14 protein-coding genes are annotated in these 17218 nt (G+C 71.5%); 8 read left to right on the top strand and 6 right to left on the bottom strand.

The features are described 5' to 3' along the window. Positions 1–2 precede the first annotated feature (2 nt). Both AMK26_RS16800 and AMK26_RS16795 read right to left on the bottom strand, forming a co-directional pair. Positions 3–533: a TerD family protein gene (locus tag AMK26_RS16800; RefSeq protein ID WP_073755432.1), complete on the bottom strand. Its 531-nt coding sequence runs from the start codon at positions 531–533 to the stop codon at positions 3–5. Positions 534–608: 75 nt separating this feature from the next. Next, on the bottom strand, positions 609–1568 hold the full coding sequence (locus AMK26_RS16795; protein ID WP_073755431.1) for a DUF1152 domain-containing protein: 960 nt from the start codon (positions 1566–1568) through the stop codon (positions 609–611). Positions 1569–1690: 122 nt separating this feature from the next. Between AMK26_RS16795 and AMK26_RS16790 the strand changes: the two genes are divergently transcribed. Both AMK26_RS16790 and AMK26_RS16785 read left to right on the top strand, forming a co-directional pair. After that, positions 1691–2296: a YdbC family protein gene (locus tag AMK26_RS16790; RefSeq protein ID WP_073755430.1), complete on the top strand. Its 606-nt coding sequence runs from the start codon at positions 1691–1693 to the stop codon at positions 2294–2296. Positions 2297–2404: 108 nt separating this feature from the next. Then, positions 2405–3064 carry a histidine phosphatase family protein gene (locus tag AMK26_RS16785; protein WP_073755429.1) on the top strand — a complete coding sequence of 220 codons (660 nt, stop codon included), beginning with the start codon at positions 2405–2407 and terminating at the stop codon, positions 3062–3064. Positions 3065–3084: 20 nt separating this feature from the next. Here the strand turns inward: AMK26_RS16785 and AMK26_RS16780 are convergent, their stop codons facing one another. Further along, positions 3085–4314: an IS110 family transposase gene (locus tag AMK26_RS16780; RefSeq protein WP_073755428.1), complete on the bottom strand. Its 1230-nt coding sequence runs from the start codon at positions 4312–4314 to the stop codon at positions 3085–3087. Between the two features lie 614 nt (positions 4315–4928). On the opposite strand from AMK26_RS16780, the gene AMK26_RS16775 reads away from it, so the two are divergent. Beyond that, positions 4929–5843: an ADP-ribosylglycohydrolase family protein gene (locus AMK26_RS16775; protein ID WP_073755427.1), complete on the top strand. Its 915-nt coding sequence runs from the start codon at positions 4929–4931 to the stop codon at positions 5841–5843. 436 nt (positions 5844–6279) lie between these two features. Continuing rightward, entirely contained in the window at positions 6280–7929 is a 1650-nt protein-coding gene (locus AMK26_RS16770) for a DUF4153 domain-containing protein (protein ID WP_079277628.1), read from the top strand. A gap of 38 nt (positions 7930–7967) precedes the next feature. On the opposite strand, the gene AMK26_RS16765 is transcribed toward AMK26_RS16770, so the two are convergent. After that, complete coding sequence (locus AMK26_RS16765; protein WP_073755425.1) at positions 7968–9530, bottom strand: MFS transporter; 1563 nt, start codon at positions 9528–9530, stop codon at positions 7968–7970. 129 nt (positions 9531–9659) lie between these two features. Here AMK26_RS16765 and AMK26_RS16760 point away from each other — a divergent pair, with 129 nt between their 5' ends. The 3 genes from AMK26_RS16760 to AMK26_RS16750 all read left to right on the top strand — a co-directional run bounded on the left by AMK26_RS16760 (position 9660) and on the right by AMK26_RS16750 (position 11928). Next, positions 9660–10286: a TetR/AcrR family transcriptional regulator gene (locus tag AMK26_RS16760; protein WP_073755424.1), complete on the top strand. Its 627-nt coding sequence runs from the start codon at positions 9660–9662 to the stop codon at positions 10284–10286. Between the two features lie 143 nt (positions 10287–10429). Beyond that, complete coding sequence (locus tag AMK26_RS16755; RefSeq protein ID WP_073755423.1) at positions 10430–11140, top strand: ribonuclease HII; 711 nt, start codon at positions 10430–10432, stop codon at positions 11138–11140. A gap of 128 nt (positions 11141–11268) precedes the next feature. Beyond that, positions 11269–11928, top strand: coding sequence for a hypothetical protein (locus tag AMK26_RS16750; RefSeq protein ID WP_073755422.1), 660 nt, complete (start codon positions 11269–11271; stop codon positions 11926–11928). A 599-nt stretch (positions 11929–12527) separates the two neighbouring features. On the opposite strand, the gene AMK26_RS16745 is transcribed toward AMK26_RS16750, so the two are convergent. Both AMK26_RS16745 and AMK26_RS16740 read right to left on the bottom strand, forming a co-directional pair. After that, positions 12528–13157, bottom strand: a complete 630-nt coding sequence (locus AMK26_RS16745) for a hypothetical protein (RefSeq protein WP_073755421.1) — start codon at positions 13155–13157, stop codon at positions 12528–12530. 217 nt (positions 13158–13374) lie between these two features. Beyond that, positions 13375–15555, bottom strand: coding sequence for a RecQ family ATP-dependent DNA helicase (locus AMK26_RS16740; protein WP_073755420.1), 2181 nt, complete (start codon positions 15553–15555; stop codon positions 13375–13377). A gap of 247 nt (positions 15556–15802) precedes the next feature. Between AMK26_RS16740 and AMK26_RS16735 the strand changes: the two genes are divergently transcribed. Beyond that, positions 15803–17194 carry a DUF4192 domain-containing protein gene (locus AMK26_RS16735; protein ID WP_073755419.1) on the top strand — a complete coding sequence of 464 codons (1392 nt, stop codon included), beginning with the start codon at positions 15803–15805 and terminating at the stop codon, positions 17192–17194. Positions 17195–17218 lie beyond the last annotated feature (24 nt).

The following is a 17218-nucleotide window of genomic DNA, read 5'->3' as shown; positions in this document are numbered from 1 at the left end:
GCTCAGGCCGGTTTCGCGCCCATCAGCTCCGTGAAGGCCTGCGGGTCGGCGTCGAAACCCCGCACGGCACGGCGCCAGCCCCATCCCCCCGTACCGTCGCGGAAGAACTCCGCCACGGTCACGGCCGTGGCGTGGCGGAGGTCCGCGAAGTCGTAGCGGTCCAGCTCCCGGTAGCCCTCCTTCACCAGCACCAGGGCATTGGTGATCTCGGAGAACGTGGTGCGTCCGCCGCCCTGCTGTATGGCCACGCCCACCACCACGCGCGCGTAGGCCGGTGACAGGCGGTTCAGCTCCAGCGTCATCGCCTCGTCGAAGCCGAAGCCCTGGCCGGTGCGGCTTTCCCTCTGGAGGGTGATGGTCCCGTCCGGCGAACGGCTGCCGAAGTGCACCAGATACACCGGGGCGCCATAGGGGTCCTCGGCCCGGTAGACGGCGGCGATGATGTCGAGATCATGGTCGGAGACGCCCGCGGGGCTCGGATCCCACTTGAGTGTCACCTCGACCTTGCCGACCCCCTTGTTGGCACTGCTCACGGGATTCCCCTCTCTCGTACGGGCAAGGCCAACTGCCCGTGGCACACAGCTCCTTGCCCATGGTGTCACGCGGACTCAGTGGGGGATCCGGCGTGACGGACGCTGCCGGGGGACCTCCTCACGGAAGGCCTCTATACGGCTGCTCACCTGACGGATGAGATGCGTGTCCTCGATACGGTCCAGGTACAGGCAGCGGCGCGCCACACCCTCCAGCTCGAAGGCGAAGTAGATCGACATGAGGGGGTTGATGAACAGTTCACTGCCACGGGTACGGGAGGTGAACTGGACGTCCCCGAAAGAGCCCTGGACAGCGGCCGCTATGGAGCCGTTGACGATGCTCGGGAAGTCGGGCGTACGGCTCTGCGCGTGCGCGACCGCGTCCACGAAAAGAGCACCCTCACGGGTTGTACGCGGAACGGAAAAGGCACCCAGATAGGCGCCGTCCTTCTCCAGGGCGGCGATGTTCTCCAGCACCAGGCCATGGCTGACGCCGTGGTACGCGTCGACACCGAAACCGATCGACGCGATGAGGCGTTCGGGCACATCCAGGCCCGCGAGGGCGGCGACGCTGGTCAGGTCCTCCTCCGGGGTGCCAAGACCGGACTCGTCGCCCCGCATGAGGATGTCGGTGCCGCCGTCGACCAGGACGACCGCGTCGATCCCGTAGTGCTCGATCAGCGCCTTGTACGCCGCACGCAGCGGCTGGACCCCCACGCGCGCGAAGGCGTGGACGGTGCTGGGGAAGCCGTGCAGCGCGAGCCATTGGGCGAGGGTGCGTTCCGGGAAGTACGTCTGATGCGGCGCCGAATCGGGGGTGACGACGGCGACGTCGGGCGCGAGCCAGGCATCGAGGGGCAGGCCCTCCACGGCGCTGAAGGCCAGGTTGGCGAGGTGGACCTCCTTGCCCTGGTGGCGCAGTGACAGCGCCAGCGGGAGCCCCGCGTAGATGTCGAAGCCGCCGCCGGCGCCCGCGACGAGGACGCGTTCGGCGGATTCGAGGCGGGCGAAGAGAGGGTTGATGTGCAGCGCGGTCATCCGGTCATTGTGCCGGGGCCGTTCGGACCGCGTCCGGACGTGTGTTCCACGGCCGTTGGCCGATGGTGGCGCAGTGTGCGAGACCGGGACCGGTGCCTCGCCCGGCGCCGTACGATGGCGCGGTGCTGGTCAAGTGGATTCGCTGCACCGTGGTGGACCGTCGTGGGTTCGAGCGGGGGCAGCGGAAGTGGGCGGGGCTGCTGGGTGAGCCGGGATTCCGTGGGCAGGGCGGTGGTTGGAGCCGGAGCCGACCCGGCGTCGCCCATGTTTTCGCCTTCTGGGAGAGCCGGCCCTTCTACGATTCGTTCATGGCGCGCTCGCACGACAGGCTGGCGGCCGCGCAGTCGGGCACGTACAAGGACGTACAGGTCAAGCTGTTCGACCACCGCTTCGACGTGAAGACGGGGTTCGAGCCCCGCTTCACCGACGCCGACGTCGTCCGCGTCGCGCACAGCAGGATCCACGAGGAGCGGGTCGAGCACTACGCGCTCATGCAGGAGAAGGTGTGGAACCCGGCCATGGCGGGGTCGCCGGGGATGCTGCGCGGGCTGTTCGGGGAAGCGCCGGGGAACGAGTTCCTGGTCCTGTCGATGTGGCGGTCGGCGGCCGAGCACGGCAAGTACCGCGCGGAGCGCGTGGAGCGGCTCGCGCTGCGCGCGCAGATCGAGGCGGACGTGGCGGCGCTGACGGGGGACGTCGTGGACCTGGAAGCGGCCTGGACGGTGTGAGGCGGGGGCACGCACGCGTGCGGGCGGTCAGGGCGGCTCGTACGCCGGATGGAGTCCGGACACCTGTCCGGCTGAGCCCGGCCCGTACGGGCCCTCTAGGGTCGTGGCATGGCACGACCGCGGCGCATCGTTCTCGTACGGCACGGCGAATCGGAGGGCAATGACGATGACACCGTGTACGAACGCGAGCCCGATCACGCGCTGAGGCTCACCGAGCGGGGGCGGCGCCAGGCCGAGGAGACGGGCGAGCGGCTGCGGGCACTGTTCGGCGACGAGCGGGTCAGCGTCTACATCTCGCCGTACCGCCGCACCCACGAGACCTTCCAGCTGTTCGGGCTGGACCCGGCCCTGGTACGGGTCAGGGAGGAACCGCGGCTGCGGGAGCAGGACTGGGGAAACTGGCAGGACAGGGATGACGTCCGGCTCCAGAAGGCGTACCGGGACGCGTACGGGCACTTCTTCTACCGGTTCGCCCAGGGCGAGTCCGGGGCGGACGTGTACGACCGGGTCGGGGCCTTTCTGGAGAGCCTCCACCGCAGCTTCGAGGCGCCCGACCATCCGCCGAACGTCCTGCTGGTCACCCATGGCCTCACCATGCGGCTGTTCTGCATGCGCTGGTTCCACTGGACGGTCGCGGACTTCGAGTCACTGTCCAACCCGCGCAACGGCGAGACACGCATGCTGCTGCTCGGCGAGAACGGGCGGTACACGCTGGACCGGCCCTTCGAGCGCTGGCGGACCCCCGAACCGTATGGCACCACCGGATAGACACCTCATGAAGCTAAGAGTCAAGCTGCGGCGGCGAGCGGGACGGGGAACGCCGTCTGTTCATCGAACAGCTCGTGCTCCCGCAGGCAGCGATAGAGCTGGCCGAGCATCCGGTTGAAGAGGTTGCGCAGGGCAGCCGCGTGCCAGTCTCCGTGGACATCGCGTCGACGACGGTAGTGGGCCTTAGCCCCGGGTGATCCGTTGGGGGCCGCGAAGGCCCACAGATAGCCGGCGTGGTTGAGACGGTCGTTCTTCACCCTTCGCCGGATGATGCTCGACTTCTTGCCGGAAGCCCTGGTGATAGGTGAGGAGCCGGCGTAAGCCTTCAGGCCGCGGGCGTCGGCGAACCGGCTTCGGTCGTCGCCGATCTCGGCCAGCACCCGGGCGCCGAGCTGGACGCCGAGGCCGGGGAAGCTGAGGATGACTTCAGCGTCCGGGTGCTGAGGGAAAGCCTCTTCCACCGCCTTCGCGAGATCGTCGGCGGCGGTGCAGGCAGCCTGGAGCTGGCCCAGGAGGGCGAGCATCTGCTTGCCGAGCGCGTCCTCGACCAGAGGCGGCTGGTGGGCCCACTCGGCGCGGAAGGCTTCGCGGATCCGGTCGGCCTCGGCCTCGATGCCGCGCTTGCGGCCGGCTCGCTTGAGAGCAGCCTGAATCTGCGTGCGGCTCAGCCGCGCGGCCTGGGAGGGCGTGGGAGCGAGCCTGAGCAGCTCACGTGCCTCGGGACGGCACAGGCCGTTCTGCCAGGTCGCGAAGGCGTCCAGGGCGGACGGGTAGTACTCGCGCAGCAGAGAGCGGAGCTGGTTGGAGGACTGCTGCCGGTTCCAGGTGGCGTCCTGCTGAGCTCGGGCCAGGACAGCGATAGCGCGGGCCAAGTCGCTGTCCTGCGGCAGCGGCCGGTGCGCGTGCATGTCGGTGCGGAGAATGTTTGCCAGGACCAGGGCGTCGCCCGGGTCGGACTTCTTGCGGGAGACGGAGTGGCGGTCGCGGTAGCGGGCGGCGGCCATCGGGTTGATGGCGAAGACCTGGCGCTTGCCGGTCCGCAGCACGGCGACCAGCAGGCCGCGGGAGGTCTCGATCGCCACCGGGATCGGAGCGTCTTCCGTGTCGCCGTACTCGGCGAGCAGCTCCAGCAGAAGTTGATAGCCGGCAGCGTCGTCGGTGATCCGGCGCTTGGCAAGCAGCTCGCCGGTGTCGTCGACCAGAGCGACGTCGTGGTGGCGTTCGGCCCAGTCGATACCGCAGTAGATCAAGTTGTTCCCCTCCCCATGGTTGCGGGTGTTTGCGCTGGTCACGAGCGCATGCGGGCCACGCAGCGACCTAATTCCAGGACTCAGCCACCAGGGGCTGGTCCGACACCTCATCAGCCGTGTTCGTGGCACCAGCTCACCCTCACGGGCCTCGGTCTACTCGGGAGCTCGAACCGGCTCGGGAGCTTCAAGAGGTCACCATGCGGAGGGCTCGCACCACCAACTCCAACGAGTGATCAAGCCGACGGTTGTTGACGGGATGGGGGGGGGGGGCGATCGCTGCCGCTCTGATAGGAGGCCTCGAGGCCAGGCCCTTTATAGGCGTCCGATCGACGCTCGCGGGCCCGTCAACTTCCGCCTCGGTGGTGGCGGTCGCGAGGACGTCGAGCGCCGCCGTTCTCTGGGTAGGTCTCTCCTGGACCAAGTCGCATGAAGACATCCGTTCGACGCCCACGCGGCCGCCACCACCACAAGCACCAGGACCGTGCACCGGTCTATCCGGAGGCTTCCATCAGCCGGAGTGGCAATAGATGTCACGGTCCCCGTGCTCGAACAGACCCAGCGGAACCACCTGGATGGTGCTGGATCCGTTAGCCACGAATTAGAGTGGCAGTGCGATGACCGCTGATTCCTCTTCCGACCGGCGCTTCGACCGCGCCCTGGCCAGCCTGCGCGGGCTGTCCGTGGGAGACGCCCTGGGCTCCCAGTTCTTCGTACCTGCCAACTATCCACTGCTGAAGCGGCGCGAGCTGCCGCCCGGGTCCTGGCAGTGGACCGACGACACCGAGATGGCCTGCTCCGTGCTGGCCGTGCTCGCCGAGCACGGCCGGATCGACCAGGACGCGCTCGCCCACTCGTTCGCCGAGCACCACGACTTCGACCGCGGGTACGGGCCCGCCGTCAACCGGATGCTCCGGCTGATCCGCGAGGGCGGCGACTGGCGGGAACTGGCCGCCGGGCTGTTCAAGGGGCAGGGCTCCTGGGGCAACGGCGCCGCCATGCGCATCGCCCCGCTGGGCGCCTGGTACGCCGACGACCCGGAGCAGGCGACGCACCAGGCGGAGATCTCCTCGTACACCACCCATCAGCACCGGGAAGCCGTCGTGGGATGCATGGCGGTCGCGGCCGCCGCCGCCCTCGCGGCCGATCCGGCCGGGCCGCCCAAGCCGGAGGAGCTGCTCGACGGCGTCGTCGCGCTCGTGCCGCGCAGCGCGGTGGGTGCGGGGCTGCGGCGCGCCCGGGACATGCTCGACTACGGCGACGCGGCGACGGTCGCGGCGGTGCTCGGCAGCGGTCGGCGTACGAGTGCGCACGACACGGTGCCGTTCGCGCTCTGGTCGGCCGCCCGCGCGCTGGGCGACTACGAGCGGGCCTTCTGGACCACGGCGCAGGTCGGCGGGGACGTCGACACGACGTGCGCCATCGCCGGGGGAGTGGTGGCCGCCACGGCTGCCGGGGCTCCGCCGGCCGAGTGGCTGGACCGGACCGAGGCGCTGCCCGACTGGCTGCCCGCGGGGCCGGCCGGCCACTGACGGAAGTGTCACGGTCCTGCCACAGGGCGGAGGCCGAAGGGGAACAGGCCGGCTTCCGGGCTACCCTTTCGGCCACACCGCCGCCTTGATCATGACAAGCGCGCGCTGACCAGACACCGGGACCGTACGACACTGCCGCTTCGACGTGTGCGGGCCCCGGTCGGGAGGGGGTCCCGTGCCAGATACGCCGTCCGCATCGCCATCATCGCCATCTCCATCACCGCAGTCTCCGCAGTCTCCGCGGTCCTCGCAGGACTCGCAGTCCCTTCAGGATTCGCAGTCCCTTCAGGACTCGCGGTCCCCTCAAGGCTCGCAGTCCCCGCAGTCCTCACAGGACTCGCAGGACTCGCAGGACTCGCAGGACTCGCAGGATTCGTCGGCCTCTGAGGCCCCACAGGTGCCACAAGAACCGCAGGCCTCGCAGGCCCCGCCCTCCATGGAGAAGGCACCCAGCGCGGCCCCGGGGAACGCCCCCAGCGCCGCCCCCGGCACCGCCCCCAGCGACGCCCGCACCCGCGCCGGAGCAGTGCCCGGGAGGCCGGCCGCCGCCCAGCCGGGGTTCCGGCCCGCCGCACCGCCGCCGGTCGAGACCTGGCTGACGCGCATCCGCCCGCGCCCGCCCGGCCCGATACCGGCCGCCGCGCTCTGGTCGGCCCTGGCCACCGCCGTCCTCAGCACGCTCCTGCTCGGCGACGGTCTCGGCCTCAACCTGCTGATCGTCGCCATACCGGCCACCCTCACCGCCTACTTCGCCGCTGTCGCGGCCGGCCGGCGCCTCCGCCCCTGGACCGTGGTCTGGGGTCTCGGCGGCCTCGCCCTGCTGGTGGTACCCGCCCTGCGCGACGCGGGCTGGCCCACCTTCCTCGCCGTCGTCTCCGCCCTGGGCCTCGCGTCGCTCGCCTTGCACGGCAGCCGCAACTGGCGCGGCATCCTCTTCAGCCCCTTCGGTCTCGTCGACTCGATCGGTCCCGGCCTCGTCTGGGCCTGGCGCGGACTGCGTGAGCGCACCGGCGGCGCCCAGGGCCGGGTGGGCCCGGTGCTGCGTACGATCGGGGTGGCCGTCGGCCTGCTGATCGTGTTCGGCGCCCTGTTCGCTGGCGCCGACGCCGCCTTCGCCGACCTGCTCGGCTCGCTGACACCGGACGTGTCGGCCACCGACGGGCCCTGGCATTCCCTCCTGTTCGCCCTGGGACTGGTCGGCGCGCTCGCCGCCGCCCGTACGGCCGCCGCCCCGCTGCGATGGGACCGCCTGAAGGCACGCCCGGGCCGGCCGCGAGCCCGCCTCGAATGGGCGCTTCCGCTCATCGTGCTCAACCTGCTCTTCGCCGTCTTCAACGCCGTCCAGCTCACCGTGCTCTTCGGCGGGTACGAGAAGGTGCTGAGCCAGACCGGGCTCACCTACGCCGAGTACGCACGCCAGGGCTTCTGGCAACTCCTGTGGGCCACCCTGCTCACCCTGGCCGTCATCGCCCTGGCCCTCCGCTGGGCTCCCCGTGACGGCGCCCGCGACCGCGCCCTGGTCCGGTCCGTCCTCGGCACCCTCTGCCTGCTCACCCTGGTCGTGGTGGCGTCAGCGCTGCGCCGTATGGATCTGTACGTCGACGCGTACGGGCTCACCCGGCTCAGGATCTCGGTGGCCGCCATGGAACTGTGGCTCGGCCTGGTGATCGTACTGATCATGGCAGCCGGCGTTCTCGGCGCGCGCCGACTGCACCTGCCGCGCGCCGTCGCGGTGAGCGCGGCGGCAGGCGTCCTCGCCTTCGGGCTCGTGTCGCCGGACGGGCTCGTCGCCGAGCGGAACGTACAGCGCTACGAGAGGACCGGGCAGATCGACATCGGCTATCTGGACGGCCTGTCGGCCGACGCCGTGCCCGCCCTCGACCGGCTCCCCGAGCCCCTGCGCTCCTGCGCCCTCGCGAACATCGCGGGGACCCTCGACGCCGACGAGACGCCCTGGTACGCGGTGAGCCGGGGCGAGACCCGTGCCCAGGACATCCTCGACAAGCGCGGTGTCCGGGTCACGGGCTACTCCTGCACACCGCAGCGCAACGGCTACGACGACGAATTCGACGAGCACGACTACTAGGCGGCCGGGGGCCGGCGCACGTCACCCCGGGCCGGGGGCTACACCCCCGGCCCGACCGGTCCGGCCGCCGCCGATGTGCCGTTGAGCGCCTCCAGGTCGCTCTTCCGGACCCGTATCACGATCAACGCGGTGAGCAGCGCCACGGCGACCATGCCCACCGCGGCCGTGAACGCCGTCGAGATCCCTGCCGTCAGCACGTCGTGCCCCCACGGCGGGGGGAGTTCGTGGCTGGCCGCGAACTGTTCCCGCTGCTGAGGACTGGCCTCCGCCATCAAGGCCGGGACCTGCTTCTGGGCCTCCTCCCGGCTCGCCGTGCCGAAAACCGTCACCAGGATGGACAGGCCCAGGGAACCACCCACCTGTTGTGAGGCGTTGAGCAGACCGGAGGCCGCGCCCGCCTCGTGCTGCGCGACGCCGGAGACGGCCGTCAGCGTCAGGGTCACGAAGTTCAGCCCCATGCCGAAGCCGAACAGCAGCATCGGACCGAGGACACCGCCCACGTACGAACTGTCCGGTGAGATGAGCGTCTGCCAGAAGAGCCCCACGCCCGTGATCACCGCGCCCGTCACCATGAACGGCTTCGGACCGAGCACCGGGAGGAGGCGCTGGGAGAGCCCCGCTCCGGTGATGATCGCCACTGTCACGGGCAGGAAGGCGAGCCCGGACTCGATCGGGCTGTAAGCGAGCACGTTCTGCACGAACAGCACGATGAAGAAGAACATGCCGAACATGGCGGCGGACAGGCTCAGCATGATGATGTACGTACCCGATCGATTCCGGTCGGCGAACATCCTGAGCGGCGTGATGGGCTCGCGCGCCCGCGTTTCGATGACCCCGAAGGCGGCCAGCAGCACGACGGCTGCGGCGAAGGAGCCGATGGTGAGCGCGTCGCGCCAGCCCTCCTCGGACGCGCGGATGAATCCGTACACGAGGGAGGCCATGCCGACCGTCGAGGTCAGCGCGCCCGCGGCGTCGAAGCGGCCGGGACGGCGCTCCGACTCGGTGATGTAGAGCGGCGTGAGGACGGCGATCAGCACGCCGATCGGTACGTTGACGAAGAGGACCCAGCGCCAGTCGAGCCACTCGGTGAGCATCCCGCCGGCCAGCAGCCCGATCGCGCCGCCGCCCGCCGAGACGGCGGCGAAGACCCCGAACGCCCGGTTCCGCTCCGGCCCTTCCGGGAAAGTGGTGGTGATGAGGGCGAGCGAGGTGGGCGAGGCTATCGCCCCGCCCACCCCCTGAAGCACGCGTGCGGCGAGCAACTGCCACGGCTCCTGGGCGAAACCGCCCAGCAGGGAGGCGAAGGTGAAGATGAGGATTCCGGTCATGAAGACCCGGCGGCGCCCCAGGATGTCCCCCGCCCTGCCGCCGAGCAGCAGCAGTCCGCCGAACGTGAGGGTGTACGCGCTGAGCACCCACGAGAGGTCGGTGGTCGAGAAGGAGAGCGCGTCCTGGATGTGGGGAAGCGCGATGTTCACGATCGTCGCGTCCAGCACGACCATCAACTGACAGGCGGCGATGACGGTGAGGGCGATTCCGGGGCGTCCCTCCCGGCGGGCGGCACCCGGCTTGCTCTGTGTCTCCAGTGGAGAGGTTGTCACTATGGATCCCCCATGAGTGAGTTAGTGAACGCATCCGTTCACTGTCTCGCCAACGATAGTGAATGCCCGTCAGTGAACGCAATCGTTCACTGTCCTCGCCAACGGAGCCGTTTCGATGGAGAGTTGTTGATGGTTACTACGCGCTCGTCGGCCGCCGCTCGGCCGCAACCGGTGTCCTTGCGGCGCCGGGGTGCCGTATTGGAGCGGGCGATCCTGGACGCCGCCCTGGAGCAGTTGAGTACGGTCGGCTGGAACGGGCTGACCATGGAGGGTGTCGCGGCTCGCGCCCAGACGGGCAAGGCCGCCGTCTATCGCCGCTGGCCCTCGAAGGAGGACCTGGTTGCGGACGCGCTGCAGGCCGGACTCCCGGCGTTCGACGAGGCCGCCGACCATGGCAGCTTCCGGGAGGACCTCTACCGGCTCGGCCTCCGGATGCGTGACGCGATGTACTCCAAGCCCGGTTTCGCGATCCGTTCGGTGATTCACGAGTGCGATGCCGTGACGGCCGAACGGCTCCATGGGCTGATCCTCAAGGGAGTGGTCGAGCCCTTCACCCGCCTTATGCGGGAGGTCGTACGCCGTGGAATCCAGCGCGGTGACGTCCGAGCCGACGCGACCGACGACATGGTTGTCGACGTGGTGCCGGCCATGATGATGTACCGATCAAAGATGTGCGGGAGCGAATGGACCGACGCGGACGTGGCGGAGATGATCGACCGGGTCATGATTCCGCTCCTGCGGCCGCCGACCGCCTGAAGGGGACGCCCGGAAGGCGCTCGCGGCGCGGCGGGGCTCCCCACCGGACGGCTGCCCGGCGTGCGGCCGGGTGCGCCGTCCGGCATGAGGAACCCAATCCGGGTATCGCGGGCGGGGTCGGGCGGCGTAACCTGTCTGGCGCCATGCCGTACGAACCACCCACCCACACCGTCGAGCGCTCGATCAGAGCGACCACCGGCGCCAAGATCATCGCCGGAGTCGACGAGGTCGGACGCGGGGCGTGGGCCGGTCCCGTCACGGTCTGTGCCGCTGTCACCGGACTGCGCCGACCGCCCGTCGGACTGACCGATTCCAAACTCATCAGCCCCAAGCGCCGCGCCGAACTGGCCGAGGAGGTGGAGAAGTGGGTCACCTCGCATGCTCTCGGGCACGCCTCTCCGGAGGAGATCGACGAGCTCGGGATGACCGCGGCACTGCGGCTGGCCGCCGGCCGCGCCCTGGACGCCCTTCCCGTCCGCCCCGACGCGGTGATCCTGGACGGCAAGCACGACTACCTGGGGCAGCCGTGGCGGGTCCGTACGGTCATCAAGGGCGACCAGTCCTGTATCGCGGTCGCGGCGGCCTCGGTGCTCGCCAAGGTGCGGCGGGACGCGATGATGGCCGAGCTGGCGGCGGAGTCCGCCCAGTACGCCGTCTTCGGCTTCGGCGAAAACGCCGGTTACCCGTCGCCCGTGCACAAAGCGGCCCTCCGCCAATGGGGCCCCACGCCGTACCACAGGCTGAGCTGGTCGTACCTCGACGCGCTGCCCCAGTGGCGGCACCTCAAGAAGATCCGCATCTCCGCGGAGGCGGCCGAACTGGAAAGCGGGGGCCAACTCGGCTTCGACTTCTGAACGCCCGGCAGCGCCCCGCCCAACAGCAGGCCGCATGTAAGCGTCGCGTGTATGCGTCATCCGTACGCGTCGCATGTATGCGCCACCCGCCGGTGCCACTCGCACCGGCGTTTGATAGACATCCAGTTATGCCTCTCATCCCCGAGGAGCCTCAGATTCACGAGAGTGCCCAGGGTCCCCGCGCCACTCCGGCCGCCGGCCGCCCCGCGTCGACCCCCCGACCCGTACCCGGTCCGCGTTCCGCGGCCTCGCCGCGACCCGGCCGTCCGGGCCCCGGCCCGGCCCGGCCCACGCCCCCGGCGTCGCCGCGCCAGCACACAAGTGCGGCGCAGCCCCCGACGCCCCGGCCGGAGAATCGTTCCGTGCCGCGGTCCTCGTCGCAGACCCAATCGCAGACCCAACCGCAGATCCAGCTGATCCCCGCTCCCACGGACGGCGCGCTCGACGCCGCCGAAGAGGCGGTCGACCTGCTGCTCGAAACCGGTCGCGCACCGGGCGACATCCTCGTCCTGACCACCGGGGACCAGCACCCGTGGGCAACCCACGAGCTGTCCTTCGGTGACGCGTCCTACTGGGCGCAGCACGACGCCCGAGACGACGTGTTCTTCGCGGACGCGGCCGCCGTGGAGCGCGCGTCGGCCCGCCCGGTGGTGGTCGTCGCGGTCAACGGCGGCGGCGACGACGCGGCTGCCCGCGCCCTGCCGGCGGCGCTGGCCCGGGCGAGCGCGCTGCTGATCGTGTGCGGCGACCCGCAGCGGATCAACTCCGTGCTCGGCGCCGGCGTCTGAGCCGTACGGCCTCGCCGGGAGCCCACGCCTGGCACTGCGTCCCCCCATTCCGGGGCGCCGGTGCCAGGGCCACCGGGCCGTACGCGGCGGTCCGGCATGGCCGGTCGCTGTGGGTGGTGCGGTGTGGTGAGGCCATGGTGGCGGCGCGTCGGGTGCCGGGCGGGTCCCCGGTCCGGTCGGCCGCGTGACCGGCCACATGGCCGGTTGCCATGATCGGGCGCCTCGGGTGCCTCGCGTGCCTCGCGTGCCTCGCGCGTCACCGTGTGCCGTGCGCGTGCGCTGTGGGCGTACGCCATGACGGTGACCGCGGCTGTACGCCGCGGCCGCGCGCGTGGCGTCCACGTGACCGTACGCGCGGCTGTACGCCGTGGCCGTACGCAGTGCCCGTGTGCCATGTCCGTGCGGTGTTCGTGCGCCGTGTGCGTGCACAGTGACCGTGTGCCGTGCCCGTGCGCAGTGTCCGTGTGCCGTGTCCGCGACGGAACCCGAGGGCCTGACCGGGCATCGCCCGGGCCACCGTGACCGGCTTTGCGGGCCGGTCGCAGCAGGGTGCGGCGCGCCAGCGGGTTCGTCGTACCGCTTCGTTCCGTGCCGGCGCGTCAGCGGGCCGCTGTACGGCGCAACGGCTCCGCCGCGCCGCTCGCGGTGCGCGGAGCCGGCAGTGTCTCGTCGGCCGAGGTGTCCGCAAGGTCGCCGGGCGTCGAGGCCGAGTGCGGGCGCCGGCCGCCCCGGCCCTCGCCCAGCACCTGCCAGCCGCCGCGGGTCAGCGTGATGTACGCGCCGCAGCGCAGCCCGTGCAGGGTGCAGGCGTCCCGCAGCCCCCACATCCACGCACCGTCCTCCTCCGTCCACCGCTCGTCGCCGTCGCGGCAGTACAGCAGGACGGCGGTACGCACCGGAGTACGGCGCCGCAGGTCGTGCGGTATGACCCGGCGGAGGTGCGCGAGCAGGGAGTTGCGGAACTCCCAGCCGTCCGCGGGCCCGGGGCGGCGTGCGAACGAGGCGCTGGCGGTCAGCCGTTCCTCGTGGTCGAGGACGGCGACGACAGCGGTGGCGGGCGTCGGTCGGTGGCGGGCGTGCAGGCCGCTGACGATCTCGCGCGGGTTGCGGAGGAGCGGGATTCCGGCTGCCGCCCACTCGGCGGGTTCGAGCATTCGGGCGAGGCGGCTGGCGGAGTCGGCGGGCGTGCTGATCGAGGTGGCTGCGGACGAAGCGAATCCGAAGGTCACGGTCCTCCCTTCGCATACGCGCCCACAGAGCGGGCAGGGTCGAGTGAGGGACGCACCGGCACAGCCCTTCCGGACCGCGAACGGGCCGTGCGGGGAGCGGATTCCAATTCTTGCTGGCGGAACGGGCAAGCGGCAACGAGCAATTGAGGCTGCTGCCTGGAATGGGCTGGTATGGCACTCATATCCTTCCCAGCCAATCCCCCGATGACGCGTCCCGTCATCCCTGAACGGCGAGGACCAGCGGAAACACCCCCTCCGCTCCTGCCCGGCGCAGCAGCCGCGCCGCCACCGCGAGCGTCCAGCCACTGTCCGAAAGGTCGTCCACCAGGAGTACGGGCCCACCGGCCGACGCCAACTCCTCGGCCAGCGCGGGCGGAACGGTCAGCGCCCGGTGCAGTCCGAGCACCCGCTGCGCGCTGTTGGTCCGCGAGATCCGGGAGTCCGCCGCCTCCGGTACGTACTCGACGGAGCCGAGCAGCGGCATCCTGCCCACCTCGGCGATCCGCCGGCCCAGCGAGCCGACCAGCCGGGGCCGGCTGTGCGAGGCGACGGTGACGACCCCCACCGGCCGCGGCGGTGCGTCCGGCGCCCCGGACGCCCAACCCCCGGGCCCCTTGGCCCAGTCGGCCAGCACACGCACCACGGCGTCCACCACGTCGTCCGGTACGGAACCGTCCGCGGCGTGTGGCGCCAGCATCGGGCGCAGCCGGTTGCCCCAGCCGATGTCGGAGAGCCGCCCGAGCGCCCGCCCCGGGAACGACTGCTCACCGGCGGGGATGCGCCCCTTGAGGTCGACCCCGGCCGCCGGCAGCCCGGTCGGCCACATCTTGCGCGGCTCGACCTCCACACCGGGCCGGCCCAGCTCCCCGCGCGCCGCGTCCAGCGCGGCAGCCGACACCTTGGCGTCGAACCGGGGACCCGAGCAGTTGTCGCAGCGCCCGCACGGAGCCGCCTCCTCGTCGTCCAGCTGCCGCCGCAGGAACTCCATCCGGCAGCCCGTCGCCGACGCGTACTCACGCATCGCCTGCTGCTCCGCCTCCCGCTGCCGCGCGACCCACGCGTACCGCTCGGAGTCGTACGACCAGGGCTGTCCCGTGGCGGTCCAGCCGCCCTTCACCCTGCGCACCGCACCGTCGACGTCGAGGACCTTGAGCATCGTCTCCAGGCGGGTGCGGCGCAGCTCGACCAGCGCCTCCAGGGCCGGCAGGGACAGCGGCCGGTCGGCGTGCGCGAGCACATCGATGGTGCGGCGCACCTGCTCCTCGGGCGGGAAGGCGACCGAGGCGAAGTACTGCCAGATCGCCTCGTCTTCCTTGCCCGGCAGCAGTAGTACCTCCGCATGCTCCACGCCACGGCCGGCCCGCCCCACCTGCTGGTAGTACGCGATGGGGGAGGAGGGCGAGCCGAGGTGCACCACGAAGCCCAGGTCCGGCTTGTCGAACCCCATGCCCAGCGCAGACGTGGCCACCAGCGCCTTGACCCGGTTGGCCAGCAGGTCCTCCTCGGCCTGCTGACGGTCCGCGTTCTCCGTGCGGCCCGTGTACGAGGCCACGGTGTGGCCGCACTGGCGCAGATAGGCGGTGACCTCCTCCGCCGCCGCGACCGTGAGCGTGTAGATGATCCCCGAACCGGGCAGCTCCCCGAGGTGGTCGGCCAGCCAGGCGAGGCGGTGTGCCGCGTCCGGCAGCTGGAGCACGCTCAGGCTCAGGCTCTCCCGGTCCAGCGGGCCGCGCAGGACGAGCGCGTCCGTGCCCGCGCCGGTGCCGAGCTGCTCGGCGACGTCCGCCGTCACCCGTGCGTTGGCCGTGGCGGTCGTGGCGAGGACCGGGACACCTGGTGGCAGCTCGGCGAGCATGGTCCGCAGCCGCCGGTAGTCGGGCCGGAAGTCATGACCCCAGTCGGAGATGCAGTGCGCCTCGTCCACCACCAGCAGACCGGTGGCGGCGGCGAGCCGCGGCAGAACCTGATCCCGGAAGTCCGGGTTGTTGAGCCGCTCAGGACTGACCAGCAGCACGTCCACCGTGCCCGCGGCCACCTCCTGCTGGATCGTCTCCCACTCCTCGGTGTTGGAGGAGTTGATCGTCCGGGCGTGGATACCGGCCCGGGCCGCCGCTTCCACCTGATTGCGCATGAGCGCGAGCAACGGCGAGACGATCACCGTCGGACCGCTTCCCCGCTCACGCAGCAGTGAGGTCGCGACGAAGTACACGGCCGACTTCCCCCAGCCCGTGCGCTGCACGACGAGCGCTCGCCGCTTGTCCGCCACCAGCGCCTCGATCGCACGCCACTGGTCCTCGCGCAGCCGTGCGGCACCGCCGGCGTCCCCGACGAGACGGGCGAGCACGGCATCGGCGGCCGCGCGAAGCGTGCTGGGTCCTGCGTTGCTCGTGTGCTCCATGCCTCCATGCAACAGCACGGGTCTGACAACCGGCGAACCGGCGAACCGGTCCGGCGATCCGGTGTTCCGGTGTTCCGGCGATCCGCAGCGGGCGGCGATACGACGAGCCGCGCGCGCCGCGCGCGTATACCAGCCGGACGCTCTGTACGCGAGCGAGCCGTCGGCCCTGTGGACAGCGACATTTCGTGCCGTCCGCGGTTATCCACAGGGGTCGACGGCCGACGTCGTTCGCGGGACCGTCGTGACCATGAACAAGCATCACGACACCACCGGACCCACCGGCGACCAGCAGCAGATCACCCTGCGCGGCCCCGCCGAACTGGCCGACGCGCTGCCGTACATGATGGGCTATCACCCGACCGACTCGATCGTGATGGTCGCGCTCCACGGCGAGCGCGGCCGCTTCGGCGGCCGGCTCAGGCTCGGCATCCCACGCTCGCCGCGGGAGTGGCCGCCGGTCGCCGAGCAGCTCGCCGAATGCCTCATCGAGGGGTGTGAGCGGCGTGGCTCACGGCCCGACGGCATCGTGGTCTTCCTGTGCCAGGACCCCGCCGAGGGCGAGACCGGCCGCCGCGTCATGGAGCGCCTCCGTCCGCTCGCCCAGCGCCTGCGCACCGCCTGCGGCACGCTCGAGGTGCCGGTGTACGAAGCGCTCTGCATCTCCGACGGCCGCTTCTGGTCCTACTGCTGCCCCGACACCCGATGCTGCCCACCCGAGGGCAATCCCCTGGCCCTGCCCGGTACGTCGGTCATGGCGGCCGCCGCGGCGTACGCCGGCATCCAGGTGCGCGGTTCGCTGCGCGACATGGAGGAGCGGCTCCGGCCGTGGCGGTGCGAAGCGGCGGTGGCGGCCGAGCAGTCGCGGGCGCTCGACAGTGCCGGCGCGGCGCTGGTGCCCAGAATCCTGGACATCGACGGCCGCGACACGGTGCGTGCGGACACGATCCGGTTGGCGGAGGAGCTCCTGAGGCGCCTCGCGGGCGCGCCACGAATCATGGACCCCACGGCGGCGGACGCCCAGGACGACCAGCTGATCGGCCACGACGAGGTGGCCGCGGTCATCCTGGGGCTCCAGGACCGGGAGACCCGGGACCGGGCGGCGGAGTGGATGGAGGACGCGGAGGCGGCACCGGCCCTGCGGCTCTGGCGCGCGCTGGCCCGCCGCTGCGTGGGGGCCTACGTCGAGCACTCCGCCGCGCCGCTGACCCTCGCCGGCTGGGTCGCCTGGTCGACCGGTGACGAGCCGGGCGCCCGGGTGGCGCTGGCACTCGCGCTGGAGGCCGACCCGGAGTACGTCTTCGCCAGGCTCCTGCACCAGGCCTGCAACGAGGGCCTCGATCCCGAGTCGCTGCGCCGGTGCCTCCGCGAGGAGCGCGACGCGCGTGCCGCGGGCGAGGCGAGGACCGCTTCCGGGGCTCGGACCGCTTCGAGGGCACGTGCGGCGGCCGGCGCCCGTGCCGGGTCGGGTGCACGCAAGGCCGGGCGCCGTCCGCGGCCCCGACAGGTGCGGCTCCCCGCCGCCGAGAGGGCCGCCTCGACGACGCCGCCCGGCTCGGTCCCGCCCGAGGGGACCGCGGCCCGCGCCCGCACCCGCGCGGCCCGTCGCAGCGGCGGACGCGGCAGCAGGAGCGGGCGATGACAGCCGTGACCCGGACCCGGGTGG

It is taken from the genome of Streptomyces sp. CB03234, from assembly GCF_001905885.1.
In the GTDB taxonomy this organism is placed as follows: domain Bacteria; phylum Actinomycetota; class Actinomycetes; order Streptomycetales; family Streptomycetaceae; genus Streptomyces.
This window is presented reverse-complemented; position numbering and strand designations above follow the sequence as displayed.

Excerpts from the sequence above, each read along its gene's own strand:
- AMK26_RS16795 (WP_073755431.1), bottom strand. The coding sequence starts at position 1,568 with ATGACCGCGCTGCACATCAACCCTCTCTTCGCCCGCCTCGAATCCGCC.
- AMK26_RS16785 (WP_073755429.1), top strand. The coding sequence starts at position 2,405 with ATGGCACGACCGCGGCGCATCGTTCTCGTACGGCACGGCGAATCGGAG.
- AMK26_RS16775 (WP_073755427.1), top strand. The coding sequence starts at position 4,929 with ATGACCGCTGATTCCTCTTCCGACCGGCGCTTCGACCGCGCCCTGGCC.
- AMK26_RS16770 (WP_079277628.1), top strand. The coding sequence starts at position 6,280 with ATGGAGAAGGCACCCAGCGCGGCCCCGGGGAACGCCCCCAGCGCCGCC.
- AMK26_RS16760 (WP_073755424.1), top strand. The coding sequence starts at position 9,660 with ATGGTTACTACGCGCTCGTCGGCCGCCGCTCGGCCGCAACCGGTGTCC.
- AMK26_RS16755 (WP_073755423.1), top strand. The coding sequence starts at position 10,430 with ATGCCGTACGAACCACCCACCCACACCGTCGAGCGCTCGATCAGAGCG.
- AMK26_RS16750 (WP_073755422.1), top strand. The coding sequence starts at position 11,269 with ATGCCTCTCATCCCCGAGGAGCCTCAGATTCACGAGAGTGCCCAGGGT.
- AMK26_RS16740 (WP_073755420.1), bottom strand. The coding sequence starts at position 15,555 with ATGGAGCACACGAGCAACGCAGGACCCAGCACGCTTCGCGCGGCCGCC.
- AMK26_RS16735 (WP_073755419.1), top strand. The coding sequence starts at position 15,803 with ATGAACAAGCATCACGACACCACCGGACCCACCGGCGACCAGCAGCAG.